Raw genomic sequence first — 21,223 nt, forward strand, 5'->3', positions numbered from 1 at the left:
CAAGCCGGTCGATAGCTGCAACCCCGACCCGGTTTGCCGGCGCCCTTTGCTCGAGGGTGATACCCGGCTTGCTTCATTTTTCTGGAGAACGCCCCTGTGATATCGACCGTACACATCGCCAGGCTCAAAGCATGGGGCGCCCATGGTTTTACCGCGACCGGCGTGGTCACTGCCTTTCTGGCGACCCTCGCCCTGCTGGAGAACCAGCCGACCCATTGCCTGATGTGGCTGGGCGTGGCATTGATCGTCGACGGCCTCGACGGGGCGCTCGCGCGCAAGGTCAATGTGCAATCGGTGCTGCCGAGTTTTGACGGTTCGATCCTCGATCTGGTGATCGACTACCTGACCTACGTGTTTATCCCGGCGCTGTTCATCTACCGCTACATCACCCTGCCCGACTACACCCTGCTGCTGAGTGTGTCGCTGATTCTGGTGTCGTCGCTGTTCTGCTTCTGCAACGTCAACATGAAAAGCAAGGACAACTATTTCGTCGGTTTCCCCGCCGCGTGGAACGTGGTTGCCCTGTGCCTGTACATCATTGGCCCGGGACCGTGGATCACTTTTCTGACCATCATTGGCCTGGCGCTGCTGACCGTCACCCGCATGAAGTTCCTGCACCCGTTCCGAGTGCGCCGGTTCATGCCGATCAACATCGCGGTAACGGCAATCTGGCTGTTGTGCAGCCTGTCGCTGGTGCTCAATCACCCGGTGATCAATCCGCTGGTGATGGGGTTGTGGCTGCTGATGTCGGCGTACTTTCTGGGGATCTGCATCTGGCGTACGGCGCTGGAGTGGTTTGATCGGCCGCCTCTGAAGTAAACCCACCCTATACCTTGTAGGAGCTGCCGAAGGCTGCGATCTTTTGATCTTGCTTTTAAAACCAAAATCAAAAGATCGTCCGAACGCGGCATGAGCCTTCGGCAGCTCTTACAGGGGTTTTCATTAGGTTTCAGCGTTTGGTAATGACCACCTCCAGATACTCGCTCGGCACCACCAGCGACTTCTCTCCCACCCGGTTCGAGCGGTTCAGCAGATCCGCCAGATCACTCTCCAACGCCTGCCCGCTTTCCGGTGGCAATGCCGCAAATGCCTTGTGCACCGGCCCGTACCAGTGGCGGAAAATGTCGACGAAATGCGCCGCCGAGCGATAACGGAAGTTGAACGTGCGGCGGGTGACCTGCAGCAGAAATTCACGTTCATCGAAGTGGCTGTGCAACCACGCTTCAGTGCCCCAGTTTGACGGTGGCTGCGCAACGGCGGGCGGCGGCACGTGGCGACCAAGCACCTTGAACATCTGGCCGACGAAGCCTTCCGGCGTCCAGTTCGCCAGACCGATGCGCCCGCCCCTTCGGCAGACCCGCGCCAGTTCTGCAGCTGCAGTGGCCTGATCCGGGGCAAACATCACGCCGAAGGTCGACAGCAGCGCGTCGTAACTCTCGTCGGCGAACGGCAACGCTTCGGCATCGGCGACCTGAAAAATCACCTCCAGATGCTCGGCCCGCGCCCGATCCTGTCCACGCTCGAGCAGCGCCGCGACATAGTCGGTCGAGGTCACCTTGCAGCCACGCCGCGCTGCCGCCAGGGTTGCATTGCCGTTACCGGCGGCGACATCCAGCACCTCTTCATCGCAGCGCAGGTCGCAAGCCTCGGCGAGGTTTTCGCCGACGATCTGCAAGGTGGTACCGATCACCGCGTAATCGCCGCTGGCCCAGGCGACTTTCTGGCGCTCCTTCAGACCCGTCAGATCAATGGGCGTACTCATCAATCGTGCTCCGCAGCAGGTTGGAGAACTTCATTCAGCCGTGGTCGGGTCAATGACCGTCATCACCCGTGCCACGCTGTTGGCCGGGAAGCCGCCCAGCCTGGCGTGCTCGCGCACCTGCTCCTCGTCAGGGGCGATGTAGACGCAATAGATTTTGTCGGCCGTGACGTAACTCTGCAGCCACTGCACCTGTGGCCCGAGTTCACGCAACACCTGGCAGGAGGTTTGCGATACGGCTTTTAGTTCTTGCGGCGACAGCTTTCCGGCCCCTGGAATCTCGCGTTCAATCACGAATTTCGGCATGGCAACCTCGCGTTCTTTTTATCAAGGACAGGGTCGGCAGTGACCCTGCCTGTTCACTATCGCGCCGAGGGTCGATGGCGTCCGTGCCAATCGTCCGAAGAGCACGTAAAACAAGGGCTGTGCCGATGAATGGCGGTTTTTTGTAAAGCCTGCGAAACACCGTCGGGACTGCTCGGGATGGCGAGGAGCAATCAATTTTCGTTGTTGCAGCCATCGGCGAATTTACGGTAATCCAGCACTTGGGTTTTGCCTGCCGAATCGAGGTAGGTCATGCGCGCATCGACAATGCCGCAGGTCACCGAGGTGTCCTGGGTCATCGACAGCACTTTCTGCACGTCCAGGTGCGTGCCGTAGGTGTAGGTGTGCGGGGTGATATCGGCTTCGGCACGGGCCGACAGGGTGCAGATGTTCAGGGCGGCGAACAGGCACGCGGCGATCACGGATGTGCGGGTCATGGCGGTTACCTCAAGGCGTGGGTGGGTTGAGCCGAGGCAAGCTGGATGCGCCTCGATGGAGCCTATTTGAGGCGCCTGAGGTATCACGTCTGTGTCTGGAAATGCCCGTTATGACGCGTTGTGTATCTGCGCCACCCGGAGATACACAGCGATACAAAACCCTGAAAAAATCGCGTTTTTGCGTGTGTATGTATCCGTCATGGCGCCAGATACACTGCAATACAAACCCTGGCAGGCAAGCCGGCGCAGGCTCGATAGACTGCATGGCATTGCCCTTTGATAGAGGTTCTGCACCGATGGAACATGTCGATCACATTCTCATCGTCGACGACGACCGCGAAATCCGCGAGCTGGTTGGCAATTACCTGAAAAAGAACGGCTTGCGCACCACCGTGGTCGCCGATGGCCGACAGATGCGCAGTTTTCTCGAAGCCAACACTGTCGACCTGATCGTGCTCGACATCATGATGCCCGGCGACGATGGTCTGCAGTTGTGCCGCGAATTGCGCGTGGGCAAACACAAGGCCACGCCGGTGCTGATGCTCACCGCGCGCAACGATGAAACCGACCGCATCATCGGCCTGGAAATGGGTGCAGACGATTACCTGACCAAACCGTTCGCTGCCCGCGAACTGCTGGCGCGGATCAACGCCGTGCTGCGGCGCACGCGGATGCTGCCGCCAAACCTGGTGGTCACCGAAAGCGGTCGTATGTTGGGTTTCGGCCGATGGCAGCTGGACACCTCGGCCCGTCACCTACTGGACCAGGACGGCACGCTGGTCGCGCTCAGCGGCGCCGAATACCGTTTGCTGCGAGTGTTCCTCGATCACCCGCAACGGGTGCTCAGCCGCGATCAGTTGCTCAACCTGACCCAGGGGCGCGAGGCCGATCTGTTTGATCGTTCCATCGATCTGCTGGTCAGCCGCCTGCGCCAGCGTCTGCTCGACGATGCGCGCGAACCGGCTTACATCAAGACCGTGCGCAGCGAAGGTTATGTGTTCTCGCTGCCGGTGGAAATTTTCGGGGCTTCGGCATGAGTTTCAGGCTGCAGTGGCCACGAACGCTGGCGTCACGCTTGTCGCTGATCTTTCTGGTCGGGCTGATCCTCGCTCAGGCGCTGTCGTTTGGCGCGCAGTACTACGAGCGTTTCCAGAGTGCCCGAAGCACCATGCTGGGCAATATGCGAAACGACGTCTCGACGTCGATCGCCATCCTCGACCGCTTGCCCGCGCAGGAACGGCCCGCCTGGCTCAAGCAACTGTCCCGCACCAACTACGACTATCTGTTGAGTGTCGGCGAATCCGGTGCGCCGCTCGACCCCGAGGCCGACGAGGTGCCGGTGGCCGTGACCTCGATCAGCGCCGCGCTCGGCGGTGCACACCCGCTGGGCTTCACCCGGTTTGCCGGGGAGCAAAAACACTTTCAGGCCCATGTCAGACTCAGCGACGGCAGCCCGGTGACGATTGATGTGCGTCCGGCCATGCCGCCCTTGTCGCCGTGGCTGCCGGGGGTTTTGCTCGGACAACTGGCGCTGTTGATCGCCTGCACCTGGCTGGCGGTGCGCATTGCCATCCGCCCCCTCGCCCGCCTCGCCAACGCCGTGGACACCCTCGATCCCAACGCCCATCCCGTGATGCTCGACGAGCAAGGCCCGATCGAAGTGGCCCACGCCGCGCGGGCCTTCAACGCGATGCAGACACGCATCGCCGCGTATCTGAAGGAGCGCATGCAACTACTGGCAGCGATTTCCCACGACCTGCAAACCCCGATCACCCGCATGAAGCTGCGTGCCGAGTTCATGGACGACTCAGTGGAAAAAGACAAACTGTGGAACGACCTCGGCGAAATGGAGCACTTGGTCCGCGAAGGCGTGGCCTACGCCCGCAGCATCCATGGTTCGACCGAAGAAAGCCGGCGCACCGACCTCGATGCCTTCCTCGACAGCCTGGTGTTCGATTACCAGGACATGGGCAAGGATGTACGCCTGATCGGCAAGAGCGCGGCGGTGATCGATACCCGCCCCCAGGCCCTGCGGCGGGTGCTGGTGAACCTGACCGACAACGCGTTGAAATTCGCCGGTGCCGCCGAAGTCTGGGTCGAAGCCCACAAGGATAGCCTCGCAATCACCGTCATGGATCGTGGCCCGGGCATCGCCGATGCCGAACTGGCGCATGTGCTGCAACCGTTCTATCGCGTGGAAAACTCGCGTAATCGTGATACCGGCGGTACCGGTCTGGGACTGGCGATCGCTCAGCAACTGGCCATGGCCCTCGGAGGTTCGCTGACCCTGAGCAATCGCGAGGGCGGTGGGCTGTGTGCCGTGCTGAGGCTGCCGCTGCGCTGACCCCCGCACAGATCCCTCATCGGAATTGCAGGCTCACACAGCCTGCAAGGTTCACCCGGCCCGGCTAGACTGATTCATTACCCAGTCGAGGGGGAATGCAGGACGACGTCAGCTGTGCCCTGCCCATTTCCGTGACCATCGCCCTGCGGCCCATGCCTCGACAACGTTTTGCCACCGGACGGTGATCCTGTATCAGGAGCACTCGTGATGGACGAATCAAGACTCAACGCATTCATGGGCAAACTGGTCAACGACATGGGCGGCGCCGCAATGCTGGCGAACGTCATCGTTGGCGAAGAACTCGGGCTGTATCGGGCAATGGCCGACAGTCAGCCGATCACCCCGCAAGCCCTCGCTGAAAAAACCACCTGCAATCCCCGACTGGTGCGCGAATGGCTCAGCGCGCACGCCGCGTCCGGCTACATGGAACATCACGATGGCCAGTTCCGTCTGCCGGAAGAACAGGCACTGGCACTCGCCGTCGAAGACTCACCGGTGTACGTCGCCGGCGGACTCGGCGTGGTGGCCTCGTTTTTCCACGACAAGGACAAACTGGTCAAAGCCATGCGCGGCAACGGCGCCCTGCCCTGGGGCGATCACCACCCGTGCATGTTCAGCGGTACGGAGCGCTTCTTCCGCCCCGGCTATAAGGGGCACTTGATCGCGGAATGGCTGCCGGCGCTGGACGGCGTGGTGGCCAAACTGGAAAAAGGCGCCAAAGTCGCCGACATCGGCTGCGGCCACGGCGCTTCCACGGTGATCATGGCCCAAGCGTTTCCCAAATCGCACTTTGTCGGTTTCGATTATCACGCGCCGTCAATCACCGTCGCCACCCAGCGCGCCGAAGAAGGCGGTGTCAGCAGCCGGGCAAAATTCTTCCAGAGCACCGCCAAAAGCTATCCCGGTGACGGCTATGACCTGATCTGCTATTTCGACTGCCTGCACGACATGGGCGACCCGGTCGGCGCTGCGCAGCATGCGTTCAAATCATTAAAGGACGACGGCACGGTGCTGTTGGTCGAGCCATTTGCCAACGATACGCTGGACGACAATATCAACCCGGTCGGACGCCTGTTTTATGCGGCCTCGACCTTTATCTGCACGCCGAATTCGCTGTCCCAGGAAGTCGGCCTGGGGCTCGGCGCGCAGGCGGGTGAAGTGCGCTTGCGCAAAGTGTTTACCGAGGCCGGGTTCAAGCACTTCCGCCGGGCGACGCAGACGCCGTTCAATCTGATTCTGGAGGCGCGCAAATAACTCACTGCTATCACGTGTGGCGAGGGAGCTTGCTCCCGCTGGACTGCGCAGCAGGCCTGTTTTTGGGCTTGCCTTGCAATCCAGCGGGAGCAAGCTCCCTCGCCACACGGTTAATGCTAACCTGCGAGCACCGTCCTCCCCGGAGTGCTGCGCATGCTCGACAGCCCGATCCGCGAACACTTCAACACCCTGTGCCAGGCCATGGCCGATGGCGATTTTCTGGTGCTGACCGGCGCCGGCATCAGCACGCCATCGGGCATTCCGGATTACCGCGATAGCGAAGGTGTGCGCCGGGGCCGGCAACCGATGATGTATCAGGAATTTCTCGCCGCTCCCGAATCCCGCCGCCGCTATTGGGCGCGGGCCATGCTTGGCTGGCCCCGGGTGCGTCAGGCGCAACCCAACGCGGCGCATACAGCACTGGCGGATTTGCAGCGCCAGGGACGGATCAGCGCCTTGATCACACAGAACGTCGACACCCTGCATGATCAGGCCGGCAGTCAGGATGTGATCGAACTGCACGGCAGCCTGCACCGGGTGCTGTGCCTGGATTGCGGCCAACGCAGTGCGCGCGATGAGATTCAGCAACGCATGGTCGAGCAGAATCCGTATCTGGCCGGGGTCGATGCAGTGCAGGCGCCGGACGGCGATACCCTGCTCGATCCGGCCTTCGAGGCGCGCTTTCAGACGCCGCAATGCCCGTATTGCGACGGGGAGCGGATGAAGCCGGACGTGGTGTTCTTTGGCGAGAACGTGGCGCAGCCGACGGCGGCGCGGGCCATGGCCGCAGCGGAAAAAGCCGAGGGTTTGCTGGTGGTGGGTTCGTCGCTGATGGCGTATTCAGCGTTCCGTCTGTGCCGGGTGATCGCCGATCGCGGCAAGCCGTTGCTGGCGATCAATCTGGGCAAGACCCGCGCCGATGATCTGTTGGATCTGAAGATCGAGGTGTCATGCGAACAACTGCTGCCGTTGCTGGTGCAACACTTATCGACCTGAATACCGAAAATCCCTGTAGGAGTTGCCGAAGGCTGCGATCTTTTGATCTTGCTTCTAAAAAACAAAGCCAAAAGATCGCAGCCTTCGGCAGCTCCTACAGGGATGGGATCTCAGTTCAGGGTTCAGTGTTCGGCTTTGAGGATGTCGAACAGCGCCTGCGCCGCTGCCGACAGTTCATTGCCGGGCTCGGTCAGCACGCCAATCGCTCGCTCCACCGAATCATTCAAGGTCAGGCAATGCGCGCCCAGTTCGAGCATCTGCTCGGCACACAACGCCGGCACTGCACTCACTCCCAGCCCGCTGGCGACCATGCGCCCGACGGTTGCCAGTTGATGGCTTTCGAACTCCACCGGGAGCTTCATTCCCCGGGCCAGCAAGTGTTCTTCGAGCATCACCCGCACTGTCGACGGCCGTTGCAGGGTGATGAACGGTTCCTGCAGCAAGGTCTGCCAGTCGATTTCGCCAAGCCTGGCCAGCGCTGAATCTTGCGGCACCACCGCGACAAAGCGGTCCATGTACAGCGGCGTGAACGTCAGCGAGGTGTTCTGCATCGGCTCGAACGCGACACCCAGTTCCACGTGGCGGTCGCGCACCATTTCCAGCACTTGTTCGTTGATCACGTCGTTGACCGTGACATTGACGTTTGGATAGCGCGCGCGAAACGTCTTGAGGATCGGCGGCAACAGGTTGCCGGCAAACGACGGCATCGCCGCCAGCGTCACCCGTCCGCGTTGCAGACTGAAACGCTGGCGCATTTCGTCTTCGGCGTTGTCCCAATCGGCGATCAGGCGCCGAGCCAGCGGCAGCAGCGATTCACCCTCGGCGGTCAGCGCCACATTGCGCGTGTTGCGACTGAACAACCGCCCGCCCAAACCCTCTTCCAGCGCCTTGATGGTCAGGCTCAGCGCCGATTGCGACAAGTGCAGACGCTCGCAGGCCACGGCGAAACTCAGGCTCTGGGCCACGGCGAGGAAGGCGCGGATCTGCTTTATCGTCATAATGGATAACGCCCTGTTAGCGATATTGCGGAATAAACGCCGTATCCATGTAGGAGCTGCCGCAGGCTGCGATCCTTTGATCTTGATCCTAAAAAAACAACATCAAAAGATCGCAGCCTGCGGCAGCTCCTACAGGGTAACAGCCGAAATTATTGAGTTTTATCTATTAATCAACCCTAAAAATCAACTTAACAAATATATCCTCCAGCGCGACACTCCAGTCATTCGGCTAGCCAGCCGCCCGACAAACAATAAAAGAGGTGCATATGGCAGGTTTCGACAAGCGCGTGAGTTCCTACGAGGAGGCCATGGCGGGTCTTAAAGACGGCATGACCGTAATTGCCGGCGGCTTCGGCCTGTGTGGCATCCCGGAAAACCTGATCGCCGAGATCAAGCGCAAAGGCACCCGCGACCTCACCGTGGTCTCCAATAACTGCGGCGTCGACGGTTTCGGCCTCGGTGTGCTGCTGACTGACCGCCAGATCAGCAAAGTGATCGCCTCCTACGTCGGCGAAAACAAATTGTTCGAAGAGCAGCTGCTCAAGGGCGACATTGAAGTCATCCTGACCCCGCAAGGCACCCTCGCCGAGAAAATGCGCGCAGGCGGTGCCGGTATCCCGGCTTTCTTCACCGCCACCGGCGTCGGCACTCCGGTCGCCGAAGGCAAGGAAGTGCGTGAATTCAACGGGCGCAAGTACCTGATGGAAGAATCCATCACTGGCGACTTCGCCATCGTCAAAGGCTGGAAAGCCGACCATTTCGGTAACGTCATCTACCGTCACACCGCGCAGAACTTCAACCCGCTGGCGGCCACCGCCGGCAAGATCACCGTGGTCGAAGTCGAAGAAATCGTCGAGCCCGGCGAACTGGATCCGTCGCAGATCCACACCCCCGGCATCTACGTCGACCGGGTCATTTGCGGCACGTTCGAAAAGCGCATCGAACAGCGCACCATCCGCAAATAATTCAGGCTGACGGAGAATAACAACATGGCACTTACCCGCGAACAAATGGCTCAGCGCGTCGCCCGCGAAATGCAGGACGGCTACTACGTGAACCTCGGCATCGGCATTCCGACCCTGGTCGCCAACTACATTCCCGACGGCATGGAAGTCATGCTGCAATCGGAAAACGGTCTGCTCGGCATGGGCCCGTTTCCGACTGAAGACACCATCGATGCCGACATGATCAACGCCGGCAAGCAGACCGTCACCGCGCGCATCGGCGCATCGATCTTCAACTCCGCCGAATCCTTCGCGATGATCCGCGGCGGGCATGTCGACCTGACCGTGCTCGGCGCGTTCGAGGTCGACGTAGAAGGCAACATCGCCTCGTGGATGATTCCCGGCAAACTGGTCAAGGGCATGGGCGGCGCCATGGATCTGGTGGCCGGCGCCGACAACATCATCGTGATCATGACCCACGCCTCCAAGGACGGTGAGTCCAAACTTCTGTCCAAATGCAGCCTGCCGCTGACCGGCGCCGGCTGCATCAAGCGCGTGCTGACCGACCTCGCCTACCTGGAAATCGAAAATGGCGCTTTTGTCCTCAAGGAACGCGCACCTGGCGTCAGCGTCGAGGAAATCGTCGCCAAAACCGCTGGTAAACTGATCGTCCCGGATCACGTACCGGAAATGCAGTTCGCTGCCCAGTGAGGAATTCGAAAATGCAAGACGTCGTAATTGTTGCCGCCACGCGCACCGCGATCGGCAGTTTCCAAGGGTCTCTGGCCAGCGTGTCCGCGGTGGATCTGGGCGCTGCGGTGATCCGTCAGTTGCTGGAACAGACCGGTCTGGACGGTGCGCAGGTCGATGAAGTGATCATGGGCCAGGTGCTGACCGCCGGCGCTGGCCAGAACCCGGCGCGTCAAGCGGCGATCAAGGCTGGCCTGCCCCACGCCGTGCCGGCCATGACCCTGAACAAGGTCTGTGGCTCGGGCCTCAAAGCCCTGCACCTGGGCGCGCAGGCGATTCGTTGTGGCGATGCCGAGGTGATCATCGCGGGCGGTCAGGAGAACATGAGCCTGTCCAACTATGTGATGCCGGGTGCTCGCACCGGTCTGCGCATGGGTCACGCGCAAATCGTCGACACCATGATCAGCGACGGCCTGTGGGATGCGTTCAACGATTACCACATGGGCATCACCGCCGAGAATCTGGTCGATAAATATGAGATCAGCCGCGAGCAGCAGGACGCCTTCGCCGCCGCTTCGCAGCGCAAGGCCGCCGCAGCCATCGAAGCCGGGCGTTTCGTCGATGAAATCACCCCGATTCTGATCCCGCAGCGCAAAGGTGATCCGGTCGCGTTCAAGGTCGACGAACAACCACGCGGCGACACCACCGCCGAATCGCTGGCCAAACTGCGTCCGGCGTTCAAGAAGGATGGCAGCGTCACCGCCGGCAACGCCTCCTCGCTGAACGACGGCGCCGCCGCCGTCATCCTGATGAGCGCCGAGAAAGCCAAGGCTCTGGGCCTGCCGGTGCTGGCGAAAATTGCGGCTTACGCCAATGCGGGCGTGGACCCGGCGATCATGGGCATCGGTCCGGTCTCGGCCACCCGTCGCTGCCTCGACAAGGCAGGCTGGAACATCGGCCAACTGGACCTGATCGAGGCCAACGAAGCCTTCGCCGCACAATCACTGGCGGTGGCCAAGGATCTGCAATGGGACCTGGACAAGGTCAACGTCAACGGCGGCGCCATCGCCCTCGGTCACCCGATCGGTGCGTCGGGCTGCCGGGTGCTGGTGACCTTGCTGCACGAGATGCTCAAGCGTGATGCGAAAAAAGGTCTGGCGACCTTGTGCATCGGCGGCGGTCAGGGTGTGGCGCTGGCGCTGGAACGCGGTTAACCCAAAGGAGCAATACAGGCGGCGGACGGATCCACGACATCCGCCCGCTGTCTGGTTTCATCGCTTTTGTGGCGAGGGGATTTATCCCCGATGGGATGCGCAGCAGCCCCAGAATTTTTCGCCTCGACACACATCTTTGCCAGCGCTTCGCACTGGATCGGGGATAAATCCCCTCGCCACAAGGTGCTTTGAAAGTCACACCACCATCTGCAGAATCAACCAGGCATTCGCCCCACTGATCACCACAAACAATCCCCACGCCAGCACCCGGGTCGGCAGCCGATTCACAAACGGCCCCATCAGTTGTTTGTCGCTGGTCATACGGATCAACGGGTACAGCGCAAATGGCAGCTGCAGGCTCAACACCACCTGACTCAACACCAGCAATTTGCCCACTGCGTTATCGCCCATCAGCCACACGCCAATGAATGCCGGGATCAACGCCAGCCCACGCGTGATCAAACGCCGCTGCCAGCAGGGAATCCGCAGGTTCAGGTAACCCTCCATGATCACCTGCCCGGCGATGGTCCCGGTGAACGTCGAGCTCTGCCCCGACGCCAGCAACGCGACGCCGAACAGCACACTGGCCAGCGCGCCACCGACCAGCGGGTCGAGCAGGTGGTAGGCGTCCTGAATGTCGACCACGTCGGTATGCCCCGACTGATGAAAAGCAGCCGCCGCCAGAATCAGGATCGCCGCGTTGACCAGCAGCGCCAGCGCCAGCGAGCCAATGGTGTCGATGCGCGCCAGGTTCACCGCATCCTGCTTGCTGGCCAGGTCCTTGCCGATCATCCGCGTCTGCACGATCGAAGTGTGCAGGTAGAGGTTATGCGGCATCACCGTCGCGCCAAGAATACCGATCGCCAGATACAACGGCGCGGCATCACTGATCGCCGAGAGCGACGGTTTGAATCCGGCGAACACCTGCGGCCAGTAAGGTTTGATCAGCACCAGCTCAACAAAGAAACACACGCCGATGGTCGCCACCAGCACCAGCATGATTGCCTCCAGCCGACGGAAGCCACGGTTCTGCAGAGCCAGCACCAGCAGCGTATCGAAGGCAGTCAGGGCAATGCCGAAGGTCAGCGAACAACCCAGCAATAAATGGAAGGCCAAGGCACAGCCGAGCACTTCGGCCAGATCGGTGGCGATGATCGAGATTTCCGCCAGCACCCATTGCAGGCGCGCGGTCGGGGTGCTGTAGCGCTCACGGGACAATTGCGCGAGATCGCGGCCGGTGGCGATGCCCAGCCGCGAGCAGAGGCATTGCACGACCATTCCCGCCAGGCTCGCCAGCAACACCACGAACAGCAGGCTGTAACCAAAACGCGAACCGGCCTCGATGGCGGTCGCCCAGTTACCGGGGTCCATGTAGCCGATCGACACCAACAGGCCGGGACCGGCAAAACGCAGCACGCGTTTGAAGAACGAAGCGTTCGGATCGACCGCGACGCTGCCGGCTACTTCTGGCGGGCAGAACGGCGCAGTGGCGATTTTGGGTAAGCTGAATTTCACGCACACATCCAGAAACAAGTTCGAAAGACGCAGCTTAGAGGTTTCAGTTGAACCCTTGAAGAGCAAAAGATCGCAGCCTTCGGCAGCTCCTGCATTGGAATGCATATCCTGTAGGCGCTGCCGAAGGCTGCGATCTTTTGCTCTTAACGACTCATCCCCAGTAACTGCTCGCGCAATTCGGGATTACGAGTACGCGGATCCAGCCAGATATCGAAAAACGCCCGGGCAAATTGCGGATCATCAATTTCGTGCTGCAACTGCTGCCCGACAAAGAATCGCGCACCCTGCCCCGGCAGGTATACGCCGGTAATCCGTGTGCCCGCCTGCACATCGACGAACGATTGCTGCATTTGTCCTTGCCACCTGGCCAGTTGCGCGGGACTGACGCCCGAGCCTGCCAGCCGTTTGATTTCATCGACACTGGCCTGCACCAGATCATCGCGCGAGATCTCGCGCCGGTAGATCAGCTCCAGGGCGAAGGGCTGTTCGGTCGACAATGGGCGTGCCGCGCTCCACAACCGGGCGTTGTAGACGTCAAAGCCGAACACACTGAAATCGCCGGTGCCGATGATTTGCGCGCCGGGCACCGCGTCCTGCCAATTGGCCCAGGTCGGTGTGAGTAACAACGCCCACAAGCCGATGCCACAGCACCCACGCAGCAACTTCGATGGTTTGTTCATTGCGGCATCGACCCCGGTAAACCCTGATCTTCAGAGCATAGCGGATATCACTCGCGCACTTTGTATACAAAAATTGTCGATCAATGCAGCAATCGGTTACCGTGGCCGTTCAATCCCCCGGAGGCCTCCCGCGTGCTGATCCTCAAATTACTGCTGATCCCCGGTTTCCTGCTGCTGATTTCCCTCGCTGGCAAGCGCTGGGGGCCGAGCGTCGCCGGGTGGCTGTCGGGATTGCCAGTGGTGGTCGGGCCGATTCTGTTTTTCCTCGCCATCGAACAGGGGCCGTCGTTTGCTGCGCAATCGGCGGTCGCGGCACTGTCGGCGATGTTCGCCATGATCGCCTTCTGCATCACCTACGCGCAGGTGGCGCAGCGGGCGAACTGGCCATGGGCGCTGACGATTTCCCTGGCGGTGTGGGCGGTGCTGGCGCTGGTGTTGTCGCTGATTCCGTCGTCACTGACGTTCTCCGTCGCGGCGGCGGCCACTGCCCTGCTCGCCGCGCCGTACCTGTTCCCCAATGTGCAACCGGTGCAGAACGGCCCGGCACCGAAATCGGACAAACTGCTCTGGCGAATGATTGCCGGCGCGGCGCTGACGCTGTTGGTGACGATGCTCGCCAGTACCGTGGGCGAACGCTGGAGCGGTCTGCTCGCGGTGTTCCCGGTGCTTGGCAGTGTGATGGCGGTGTTTTCTCAGCAGACTCGTGGCCCGGCATTTACCGCGGCATTGCTGCGGGCGACGGCGACGGGCATGTACTCGTTTTCGGCGTTTTGTCTGGTGTCGGCGCTGACCCTGCCAAGCCTCGGCCTCAGCGGATTCATCGCCGGTGTCGCGGTGTCGGTGGCCATGCTCGGGGTCACCCGCAAACTGCTGGCCCGACCTGTTCCGGCAAAAAACCGTACTTCCGAGGCTGATGCGAACACCTGACAAACCGCGCTGGAATGCCAGGCATGCTCCGTGGGATCATCGCCGCCCTGGCGCGACCATCCCTCGGAGATTCACATGTCATTGCTCAGCAAGAAAGCCGTCGTCCTGTTGCTGGCGGCGGTCGCCGCTCTCGGCGCCCTCAACGCCCAGGCAGCCAAGCCCAAGGAAAAGGCCTCGACCAACAACGTGTCGATGCTCGACGGCAAGTTCACCTTCGTCCTGCCCAAGGGCTTCACCGCCAACCCGCTGCCGGCCGGGCCGACCGGTGCCAAAGGCACGATGTACACCAATCAGGCGACCAAGACCGTGGTCATCGCCGCGGAAAACCAGATCGCCGGTGGCACCAGCGTGAAGGACAACGACAACGAATTTCTCGACGGCAGCCTGGCAAGTTTCATCGATGACCAGCGCAAGGCGCTGCCGGACTTCAACAAGCTCACAGAAAAGAGTCTGACCCAGAAAAGCAGCGGCCTCGGCGTGCGTCAGGTCGACAGTACTGCCACCCAAGGCGGCGGCCAGACACTCAATACCACCCTGCTCGCCGCCTCCGGCAAACGCATGGCCTTGGTCCAGGTGATTTCCCGGGCCAGCGACAAAAGCGGTCACGATGCGCTGGTGAAAACCATCCTCAAGGACAAGTGACCGTCACGGGTTGAGCTGCTGCAGCCAGGCGTTCAAGTCACGCAGCTCGGCCGCGCTGATGCTGTGGCCGACGCCGGGATAGGCGTGAAACTCGGGCTTATAGGCGAGTTTCTGCAGCAGCGTATTGGCCTCGGTGCCGTCGCGGTACGGCACTCGATCATCGGCGGTGCCATGGCCGATGAAAATGTGCAGCGGCAGCGGTTGCTGCTCAGTCTTTAGCTCGGTTTTCAACACCGGCAGCAGCCGTCCGCTCAACGCCGCAATCCCGCCGACCGCCACCGGCGGACGCAAGCCCACTTCGTAGGTCATCATCGCGCCCTGACTGAAACCGATCAGGTACACCTTGTCCGGGCTGGCGTGATATTTCTGCGCCGCCTGCGCGACAAACTCCCGCAACTTCTGGCCGCTGGCCTGCAGATCATCGGTCTCGCCGTTGTAAGCCCCTTCGCCTTTCTTGCGAAACCACTGGAAACGTCCTTCGCCCAACGCCAGTGGCGCCTGCACCGAGAGGTAGTTGTACTGCGCCGGCAGCTGAAATTTCATACCGATCAGATCGGCTTCGTTACTGCCGTAGCCGTGCAGGAATATCACCAGTGGTCGAGTGTTCGCGTCCGGGTGGACCTGTTCGATGTATTTCAGTGGCAAGTCGCTTTGCAGCGTGGTTTGCGCATGCACGGCGCTGGACGCCAGCAGGGTTAACAGGGCAAACGCCTTCAACATAGAGCCTTCCTTCACGGAGTGTCGGGTTCGGGGAGAGCCTAACAGGCTTGATCTGCCACACCCACCCTGTAGGAGCTGCCGCAGGCTGCGATCTTTTGACTTTGATTTTTAAAAGCAAGATCAAAAGATCGCAGCCTGCGGCAGCTCCTACAGGGGTGGATGAGGCCTGGACTCAGTCGTTGATCAACTTGCCCACCCGGATCGGTTCACGCCCCGCCACTTTGGCCTGCCAGATTCCCGGCTGGGTGTAACGCCCACGATCAATCGCAAACAGCACGCCGCTGGTGCCGGCGCGGACGGTGGTGAGGCGGTCATTCAACGGGTCAACCACCTCGAACAACGCATCGCCCTGCTCGACCCACTCCCCGGCATTACGCAGGAAACTGACCACGCCGTGGTGCGGCGCGAACAGGTATTCGGTGCCTTCGAACGGCATGCCTTCGCAGCACTCGCTCGGGGCCGCCGGCCATTCACCGCTGATGAACCCCTGCTCGGCGAGAAAGCCGAGTATCGCTTCGCTATTGGCCTGCGCCTGATCAACCCGGGTATCGCCCATACTGCCCAGTTCCAGGGTGGTGGCAAGGTTCGCCGGGGGAATCGCCGCGTTCGGAAACGCCCGCGCCAGACGCAGCCACGGCGATGAGCACGACTCGTCGAACGAACTGCCGCCGGAGTCTTCACACAACAGTGCAACGCCGGCCTGCAGTCGCGCCGCCAGCGATTGCCAGCGCGGCCAGTGTTGCGGCAGCGCGTAAAGGTGAATCGCCGCATCAAAATCGCAATGCAGATCCAGAGTGATGTCGGCGTCGCAGGCATGGCGCAGCAGCAAGCGGTGCAGAGCTTCCAGCTGTGAGGGCGGGGCCGGCAGTTCATCGAGCACCTGGCCCATGGTTTGCCGGATCAACGCTATGTTGGCCTCGGCATCGCTGCCCAGCCGCTCGCCGATGCGCGCCGCCACTGGCGCGCTGAGTTCGACAAACGCGCGGTTGAAATTTTTCCCGCTGCCCAGCTCGAAGCGGCCCATGTGGCTGCCTTGCAAATGCTGATCGAGCCCGATCGGGTTGGCCACCGGCACCAACTCGATCACCCCTTGCAGACGGCCCTGCTGCTCCAGCGCATTCAGGCGTTGCTTGAGTTCCCATGCGGTGCGCATGCCCGGCAGTTCGTCGGCGTGCAGACTGGCCTGGATGTAGACCTTGCGGCTGCCCGCGCCGTAACGGAAGACGCTGAGGGAACGTTCGCTGCCCAAGTGGCTCCAGGGCAGGACATGGTCGATGCGTTGCATGAGAAAACTCCTGCAGTCTGGTAGATCTGGATCGATGAGATCCCTGTGGGAGCGAGCTTGCTCGCGAATGCAACCTGACAGTCAATAAAGATGTTGAATGTTAAACCGCATTCGCGAGCAAGCTCGCTCCCACAGTGAATCTCCGCCGTAGAAAGAGAGCACAAAAAAAGTGGCCACCGCGCAAACGGGACCACTTTTTCTACGCCGTATTAATGGCCGTACACGTCAAAGTCGAAGTACTTGTCCTGGACTTTCTTGTACTCGCCATTGGCGCGGATTTCGGTGATGGCCTTGTTGAATTTCTCGGCCAGCTCGGTATCGCCCTTGCGCACCGCGATGCCGGCGCCGCCACCGAAGTACTTGGCGTCTTCGTAGGTCGGGCCGACGAATTCGAAGCCTTTGCCGGCGTCGGTCTTCAGGAAACCGTCGCTGAGGTTGACCGAGTCGGCCAGCATCGCGTCGAGACGACCGGATTTCATATCCAGGTTGGCTTCCTGTTGCGAACCGTAGCGCACCACTTCAAACCCGGCGTCCTTGGCGATGTCGGTGGCGTAGCGGTCGTGGGTACTGGCGCGCAGTACACCGACTTTCTTGCCCTTGAGCTCGGTCAGCGGGTCTTTGACACCGGAGCCTTCCTTCATCACGAAGCGCGCCGGGGTGTGGTAGTACTTGATGGTGAAATCGACGTTCTTCTTGCGATCATCGGTGATGGTCATCGAGGAAAGTATCGCGTCGATCTTCTTCACCTTGAGTGCCGGGATCAGGCCATCAAACTCCTGCTCGACCCACACGCATTTAACGTCCATCTGTTTGCACAGCGCATCGCCGATGTCGACATCGAACCCGGTGAGCTTGCCGTCAGCGGTTTTCATCGAGAATGGCGGGTAAGCGGCTTCGATCCCCAGACGAATCGGCTTGGCGTCCTCAGCCACAGCGGTCAAGGACAACATCGACAGTGCCAGGGCACCGAACATCACTAGCTTCTTCATTTATTACTCCTGTGTGCGGAGGCTTTTATTGGCAGCTTTCGATTGGCGTTCGGTCATGGCCATCAAGTAGCAAAAACCGAAGTGGACGGCAGTCTATGGCGGCGCGCACAGGGTAAATTGTGTTTATGCGACAAATACTTACAGAACATCGGCGCACGCGTTGACCGGGATCAACGGTGCGCCGACATGGTGCAAAGGCTGTAGGAAAAACCCTCGAAAAGGATACCTATTACTCATGTAGGAGCTGCCGAAGGCTGCGATCTTTTGATCTTGATCTTAAAAAACAAAGCCAAAAGATCGCAGCCTTCGGCAGCTCCTACAAAAGCATTTCAGCATTCGCAGGCGATGGGGGTTTTGGCAGGTTGTTCGACGCTCAGCGAAAAGCCCTCATCGAGCCAGCCGCACACGCCACCGATCATCTCCTTGACCGGGTAACCCAGCGCCGCCAGTTTCACCGCTGCCTTGTTAGCGCCGTTGCAGTGCGGACCTGCGCAATAGACCACGAACAATGTGTCCTTGGCGTAAGTCGACAAGGCTTCGGGCGTCAACAACCGCGTCGGAATATTGATCGCGCCCGGTACATGACCGCGCTCGAACGCCAGCGGACCACGCACATCGACCAGGACAAAATCGACCTCACCAGCCTCCTGGCTGCTGAAGACGTCGGAACAATCGGTTTCATAGGTCAGACGATTGCTGAAATGCATCAGGGCAATCGCCGACGGCGCAGCAGGCATTTCGCGAACCAGGCTGGGCATGTTGTGGAGCTCCTGTATCAGTTGGGGTGTGAACAGACTTTATCGGGCCGTCACTTGGCGCTACAGTGGCGCGCAAGACACTCACCGGGAACTTTCCGCCAAATGCCTGATTCACCTGGATTGGTCGCGATTCTGGCCTACGACGGCCTCTGTACCTTCGAGTTCGGGATTGCCGTGGAAATCTTCGGCCTCGCCCGGCCGGAGTTCGATTTCCCGTGGTACGAACACCGCATCGTCGCCGTCGACGCAGGGCCGATGCGCGCCATGGGCGGCATTCACGTCCTGGCCGACGGCGGCCTGGAGCTGCTGGCGCAGGCACGCACCATCATCATTCCCGGTTGGCGTGATCGCGAAGCCCCGGTGCCACCGGCGCTGCTTGGCGCATTGCGTCAGGCCCACGCCCACGGTGCGCGGCTGCTATCGATCTGTTCAGGGGTGTTCGTGCTGGCCGCCAGCGGCTTGCTCGACGGCCACGGCGCGACCACCCACTGGCGCTACAGCGATGAACTGGCGCGGCGCTTCCCCGCGATTGCGGTGGATCCGGATGTGCTGTACGTCGACTCGGGTCAGTTGATCACCTCGGCCGGCAGCGCCGCCGGGATCGATGCGTGTCTGCATCTGGTGGCCCGCGACTTTGGCACTCAGGTCGCCAATTCGGTGGCGCGGCGGCTGGTGATGTCGCCGCAACGCACCGGCGGCCAGGCGCAATTCATTCCCACGCCTGTCAGCCCGACGCCGCGCAACGATTTGTCACGGGTGATGCAGTGGGCTCGCGAGCGTCTGCACCAACCGCTGGAAGTGCGCGATCTGGCGAGCGAAGCGGCGATGAGCGAGCGCACGTTTCTGCGGCGATTCAGCGAGGCCAGCGGGCAATCGCCCAAGGCGTGGCTGCAACACGAACGCCTGGCGCGGGCGCGGGAACTGCTGGAAAGCACAGCGCACAACAGCGAACAGATTGCCGAGCGCTGTGGTTACCGATCAGTGGAAAGTTTTCGCGTGGCATTTCGCAGCGTGGTCGGGGTGCCGCCGTCGGTGTATCGGGAGCGGTTTGGGCGTGGGGTCAAAGCCATATCCTGAGGTGAGTTTCCGGACGCCTTCGCTGGCAAGCCAGCTCCCACAGGTTTGGCGTCGTACACACAACTTATTTCAACCCGAAAACCTGTGGGAGCGGGCTTGCCCGCGATGAGGCCCGAACCGACACCCGACAATTCAGGGCTTGCGCAACAGATAGGTATCCATGATCCACCCATGCTCGGCCCGCGCCGCTTTGCGCGTGCGCTCGATCTGATCCGCAACATCCTCAAGTTTGCCGCTGATCAGAAGCTCATCCGGCGTGCCCAGGTAGGCCCCCCAGTAGATCTCGGTCTGCTGATCCGCCACATGACGGTAGGAATCTTCAGCGTCGAGCATCACCACCAGGCTATCCGTGTCACTCACCTGCCCCGCCGCCAGACGCCGGCCCGTGGTGATTTCGACAGACCGGCCAATGCTGTTCAACGGCACTTTATGCTGCGCGGCCAGTGCCTGAACGCTGGTAATCCCGGGGATCACTTCAAACTCGAACGCACAGCGGCCTGACGCCAGAATCGCCTGCAGGATACGAATCGTGCTGTCGTACAGCGCCGGGTCGCCCCACACGAGGAAACCACCGCAGTCGCTGTCAGCCAATTCTTCATTGATCAGCCGCTCGAAGGTTTCCTGCTTTGCACGGTTCAGATCTTCGACCGCGCGGGTGTAGTCCACGTCGCCACGCTCACGCTCCGGGCTGTGAGCTTCGACGAAACGATAGGCAGGATCGGTGATGTAGCGCTCACAGATGTCGCGACGCAGATCGATCAGTTTGTCCTTGCGCGGGCCTTTGTCCATCAGAAAAAACACATCTACCCGGTTGAGCGCTTTCACCGCTTGCAGGGTGATGTAGTCGGGGTTGCCGGCGCCGATGCCGATGACCAGCAGTCGTTTCATCACTGTGCTCCCACACGAACGCTACTCGGCAAGCGTAGCCGCCAGATCCCGTTGAACCGCAGTTCAACGACTGACAGCGGTTCAACATCAATCGCGTTGAACGCTACGCCCTGCACCACCTGCATCAATGCAGCCCGCACCACGAAAGGATGGGTGATGGCGACGATAGGCCCCGGCACGCCTTGCAGGCTGGCCAGCCACGCCGCCACGCGTTCGCCCAATTGCGTCACCGACTCGCCGCCATGGGGTGCCGCCCGCGGATCACTGATCCATGCCTGCAAAGCCCCGGCCTCGCGCAGTTGCAGATCCTTGATCGCTTGTCCGTGCCAGCGCCCCATATCGCAATCGCGCAGCGCTTCGTCCACCTGCGGCGCCGCACCGAACCACACGGCGGTCTGGCGCGTACGCAATTCCGGCCCGCACAGCAGATGGCGGGCGCTGGTGAATTGTGTGACCAATGCACCGAGCCCTGATGGCGGATTTTCAACCGGCTCGTTCGTAGGAAAACGCGACAATTTCTGTGCGACGGTTCGAGCGTGGCAGATCAATGTCAAACAGGTGGATTGCACAGGGTTGCACTCGCTGAACATCGGTTGAATCGGCGGCAAACCGCCGGTTTTGCGGCAATTGTGCCGCAAAACCGGGCGGCTCGGGGGACCTCGCGAGCTAGGACGTTACTCCGGCGAGCGTACAAAAACGGCAATGTCTCACACGCCAATAGGCAATGGACTACAAGGGCCGAGGACATCGGTGTAGCCCTTGTGACACAGCTCTTTGAGGTT

At 61.0% G+C, this 21,223-nt stretch carries 23 protein-coding genes; 11 read left to right on the plus strand and 12 right to left on the minus strand.

Going from position 1 to position 21,223, the window contains the following annotated elements; genetic code table 11:
• The first annotated feature begins 96 nt into the window (after positions 1 to 96).
• Complete coding sequence (gene pcsA / locus HXW87_RS20180; RefSeq protein ID WP_239777595.1) at positions 97 to 819, plus strand: phosphatidylcholine synthase; 723 nt, start codon at positions 97 to 99, stop codon at positions 817 to 819.
• Between the two features lie 130 nt (positions 820 to 949).
• Here the strand turns inward: pcsA and HXW87_RS20185 are convergent, their stop codons facing one another.
• The 3 genes from HXW87_RS20185 to HXW87_RS20195 form a co-directional block, all read right to left on the minus strand.
• Entirely contained in the window at positions 950 to 1,762 is an 813-nt protein-coding gene (locus tag HXW87_RS20185; protein ID WP_239777596.1) for a class I SAM-dependent methyltransferase, read from the minus strand.
• Between the two features lie 30 nt (positions 1,763 to 1,792).
• Positions 1,793 to 2,065 (minus strand): DUF4242 domain-containing protein, encoded by a 273-nt coding sequence (locus HXW87_RS20190; RefSeq protein WP_047293441.1) that lies wholly within the window; start codon positions 2,063 to 2,065, stop codon positions 1,793 to 1,795.
• A gap of 191 nt (positions 2,066 to 2,256) precedes the next feature.
• Positions 2,257 to 2,520: a DUF2790 domain-containing protein gene (locus HXW87_RS20195; protein ID WP_041073518.1), complete on the minus strand. Its 264-nt coding sequence runs from the start codon at positions 2,518 to 2,520 to the stop codon at positions 2,257 to 2,259.
• 296 nt (positions 2,521 to 2,816) lie between these two features.
• Between HXW87_RS20195 and HXW87_RS20200 the strand changes: the two genes are divergently transcribed.
• The 4 genes from HXW87_RS20200 to HXW87_RS20215 all read left to right on the plus strand — a co-directional run bounded on the left by HXW87_RS20200 (position 2,817) and on the right by HXW87_RS20215 (position 7,114).
• Positions 2,817 to 3,557 carry a response regulator gene (locus tag HXW87_RS20200; RefSeq protein ID WP_182404147.1) on the plus strand — a complete coding sequence of 247 codons (741 nt, stop codon included), beginning with the start codon at positions 2,817 to 2,819 and terminating at the stop codon, positions 3,555 to 3,557.
• Positions 3,554 to 4,864: a HAMP domain-containing sensor histidine kinase gene (locus HXW87_RS20205; RefSeq protein WP_239777597.1), complete on the plus strand. Its 1,311-nt coding sequence runs from the start codon at positions 3,554 to 3,556 to the stop codon at positions 4,862 to 4,864. The genes HXW87_RS20200 and HXW87_RS20205 overlap by 4 nt, the downstream gene beginning before the upstream one ends.
• Positions 4,865 to 5,071: 207 nt before the next feature.
• On the plus strand, positions 5,072 to 6,118 hold the full coding sequence (locus HXW87_RS20210; RefSeq protein ID WP_239777598.1) for a methyltransferase domain-containing protein: 1,047 nt from the start codon (positions 5,072 to 5,074) through the stop codon (positions 6,116 to 6,118).
• A gap of 153 nt (positions 6,119 to 6,271) precedes the next feature.
• Positions 6,272 to 7,114 (plus strand): NAD-dependent protein deacetylase, encoded by an 843-nt coding sequence (locus HXW87_RS20215; RefSeq protein WP_239777599.1) that lies wholly within the window; start codon positions 6,272 to 6,274, stop codon positions 7,112 to 7,114.
• A 122-nt stretch (positions 7,115 to 7,236) separates the two neighbouring features.
• On the opposite strand, the gene HXW87_RS20220 is transcribed toward HXW87_RS20215, so the two are convergent.
• The gene (locus HXW87_RS20220; RefSeq protein WP_047293426.1) at positions 7,237 to 8,112 is read right to left on the minus strand and encodes a LysR family transcriptional regulator; all 876 of its coding nucleotides are present in this window, start codon (positions 8,110 to 8,112) and stop codon (positions 7,237 to 7,239) included.
• Between the two features lie 266 nt (positions 8,113 to 8,378).
• Between HXW87_RS20220 and HXW87_RS20225 the strand changes: the two genes are divergently transcribed.
• The 3 genes from HXW87_RS20225 to HXW87_RS20235 are packed head-to-tail and all read left to right on the plus strand — an operon-like array spanning position 8,379 to position 10,960.
• Positions 8,379 to 9,077, plus strand: a complete 699-nt coding sequence (locus HXW87_RS20225; RefSeq protein ID WP_239777600.1) for a CoA transferase subunit A — start codon at positions 8,379 to 8,381, stop codon at positions 9,075 to 9,077.
• A gap of 24 nt (positions 9,078 to 9,101) precedes the next feature.
• The gene (locus HXW87_RS20230; protein WP_047293423.1) at positions 9,102 to 9,767 is read left to right on the plus strand and encodes a CoA transferase subunit B; all 666 of its coding nucleotides are present in this window, start codon (positions 9,102 to 9,104) and stop codon (positions 9,765 to 9,767) included.
• An 11-nt stretch (positions 9,768 to 9,778) separates the two neighbouring features.
• Positions 9,779 to 10,960 carry an acetyl-CoA C-acetyltransferase gene (locus tag HXW87_RS20235; RefSeq protein ID WP_041073536.1) on the plus strand — a complete coding sequence of 394 codons (1,182 nt, stop codon included), beginning with the start codon at positions 9,779 to 9,781 and terminating at the stop codon, positions 10,958 to 10,960.
• Positions 10,961 to 11,155: 195 nt separating this feature from the next.
• Here the strand turns inward: HXW87_RS20235 and HXW87_RS20240 are convergent, their stop codons facing one another.
• Positions 11,156 to 12,475 (minus strand): Nramp family divalent metal transporter, encoded by a 1,320-nt coding sequence (locus tag HXW87_RS20240; protein WP_041073538.1) that lies wholly within the window; start codon positions 12,473 to 12,475, stop codon positions 11,156 to 11,158.
• 143 nt (positions 12,476 to 12,618) lie between these two features.
• A complete protein-coding gene (locus tag HXW87_RS20245; RefSeq protein WP_121186126.1) occupies positions 12,619 to 13,155 on the minus strand; it encodes a chalcone isomerase family protein in 537 nt (178 codons plus the stop codon).
• A gap of 132 nt (positions 13,156 to 13,287) precedes the next feature.
• Between HXW87_RS20245 and HXW87_RS20250 the strand changes: the two genes are divergently transcribed.
• Both HXW87_RS20250 and HXW87_RS20255 read left to right on the plus strand, forming a co-directional pair.
• Entirely contained in the window at positions 13,288 to 14,082 is a 795-nt protein-coding gene (locus tag HXW87_RS20250; RefSeq protein ID WP_239777601.1) for a hypothetical protein, read from the plus strand.
• A 75-nt stretch (positions 14,083 to 14,157) separates the two neighbouring features.
• A complete protein-coding gene (locus HXW87_RS20255) occupies positions 14,158 to 14,724 on the plus strand; it encodes a hypothetical protein (RefSeq protein WP_121186130.1) in 567 nt (188 codons plus the stop codon).
• Between the two features lie 3 nt (positions 14,725 to 14,727).
• Here HXW87_RS20255 and HXW87_RS20260 read toward each other — a convergent pair whose 3' ends face one another.
• The 4 genes from HXW87_RS20260 to HXW87_RS20275 all read right to left on the minus strand — a co-directional run bounded on the left by HXW87_RS20260 (position 14,728) and on the right by HXW87_RS20275 (position 18,476).
• Positions 14,728 to 15,444 carry a prolyl oligopeptidase family serine peptidase gene (locus HXW87_RS20260; protein ID WP_239777602.1) on the minus strand — a complete coding sequence of 239 codons (717 nt, stop codon included), beginning with the start codon at positions 15,442 to 15,444 and terminating at the stop codon, positions 14,728 to 14,730.
• 172 nt (positions 15,445 to 15,616) lie between these two features.
• Positions 15,617 to 16,729: a M14 family metallopeptidase gene (locus HXW87_RS20265; RefSeq protein WP_239777603.1), complete on the minus strand. Its 1,113-nt coding sequence runs from the start codon at positions 16,727 to 16,729 to the stop codon at positions 15,617 to 15,619.
• A gap of 209 nt (positions 16,730 to 16,938) precedes the next feature.
• Entirely contained in the window at positions 16,939 to 17,718 is a 780-nt protein-coding gene (locus HXW87_RS20270) for an ABC transporter substrate-binding protein (RefSeq protein WP_047293409.1), read from the minus strand.
• A gap of 329 nt (positions 17,719 to 18,047) precedes the next feature.
• Positions 18,048 to 18,476, minus strand: a complete 429-nt coding sequence (locus HXW87_RS20275) for a rhodanese-like domain-containing protein (protein WP_047293407.1) — start codon at positions 18,474 to 18,476, stop codon at positions 18,048 to 18,050.
• 102 nt (positions 18,477 to 18,578) lie between these two features.
• Between HXW87_RS20275 and ftrA the strand changes: the two genes are divergently transcribed.
• Entirely contained in the window at positions 18,579 to 19,553 is a 975-nt protein-coding gene (gene ftrA / locus HXW87_RS20280; protein WP_047293405.1) for a transcriptional regulator FtrA, read from the plus strand.
• Between the two features lie 132 nt (positions 19,554 to 19,685).
• Here the strand turns inward: ftrA and cobF are convergent, their stop codons facing one another.
• Both cobF and HXW87_RS20290 read right to left on the minus strand, forming a co-directional pair.
• Complete coding sequence (gene cobF / locus HXW87_RS20285; RefSeq protein ID WP_239777604.1) at positions 19,686 to 20,441, minus strand: precorrin-6A synthase (deacetylating); 756 nt, start codon at positions 20,439 to 20,441, stop codon at positions 19,686 to 19,688.
• Positions 20,441 to 21,031 (minus strand): phosphoglycerate mutase family protein, encoded by a 591-nt coding sequence (locus HXW87_RS20290; RefSeq protein WP_239777605.1) that lies wholly within the window; start codon positions 21,029 to 21,031, stop codon positions 20,441 to 20,443. Before HXW87_RS20290 ends, cobF begins: the two co-directional genes overlap by 1 nt.
• Positions 21,032 to 21,223 lie beyond the last annotated feature (192 nt).

This window comes from Pseudomonas sp. Y5-11 (assembly GCF_022368695.1).
Lineage (GTDB): Bacteria > Pseudomonadota > Gammaproteobacteria > Pseudomonadales > Pseudomonadaceae > Aquipseudomonas > Aquipseudomonas parakoreensis.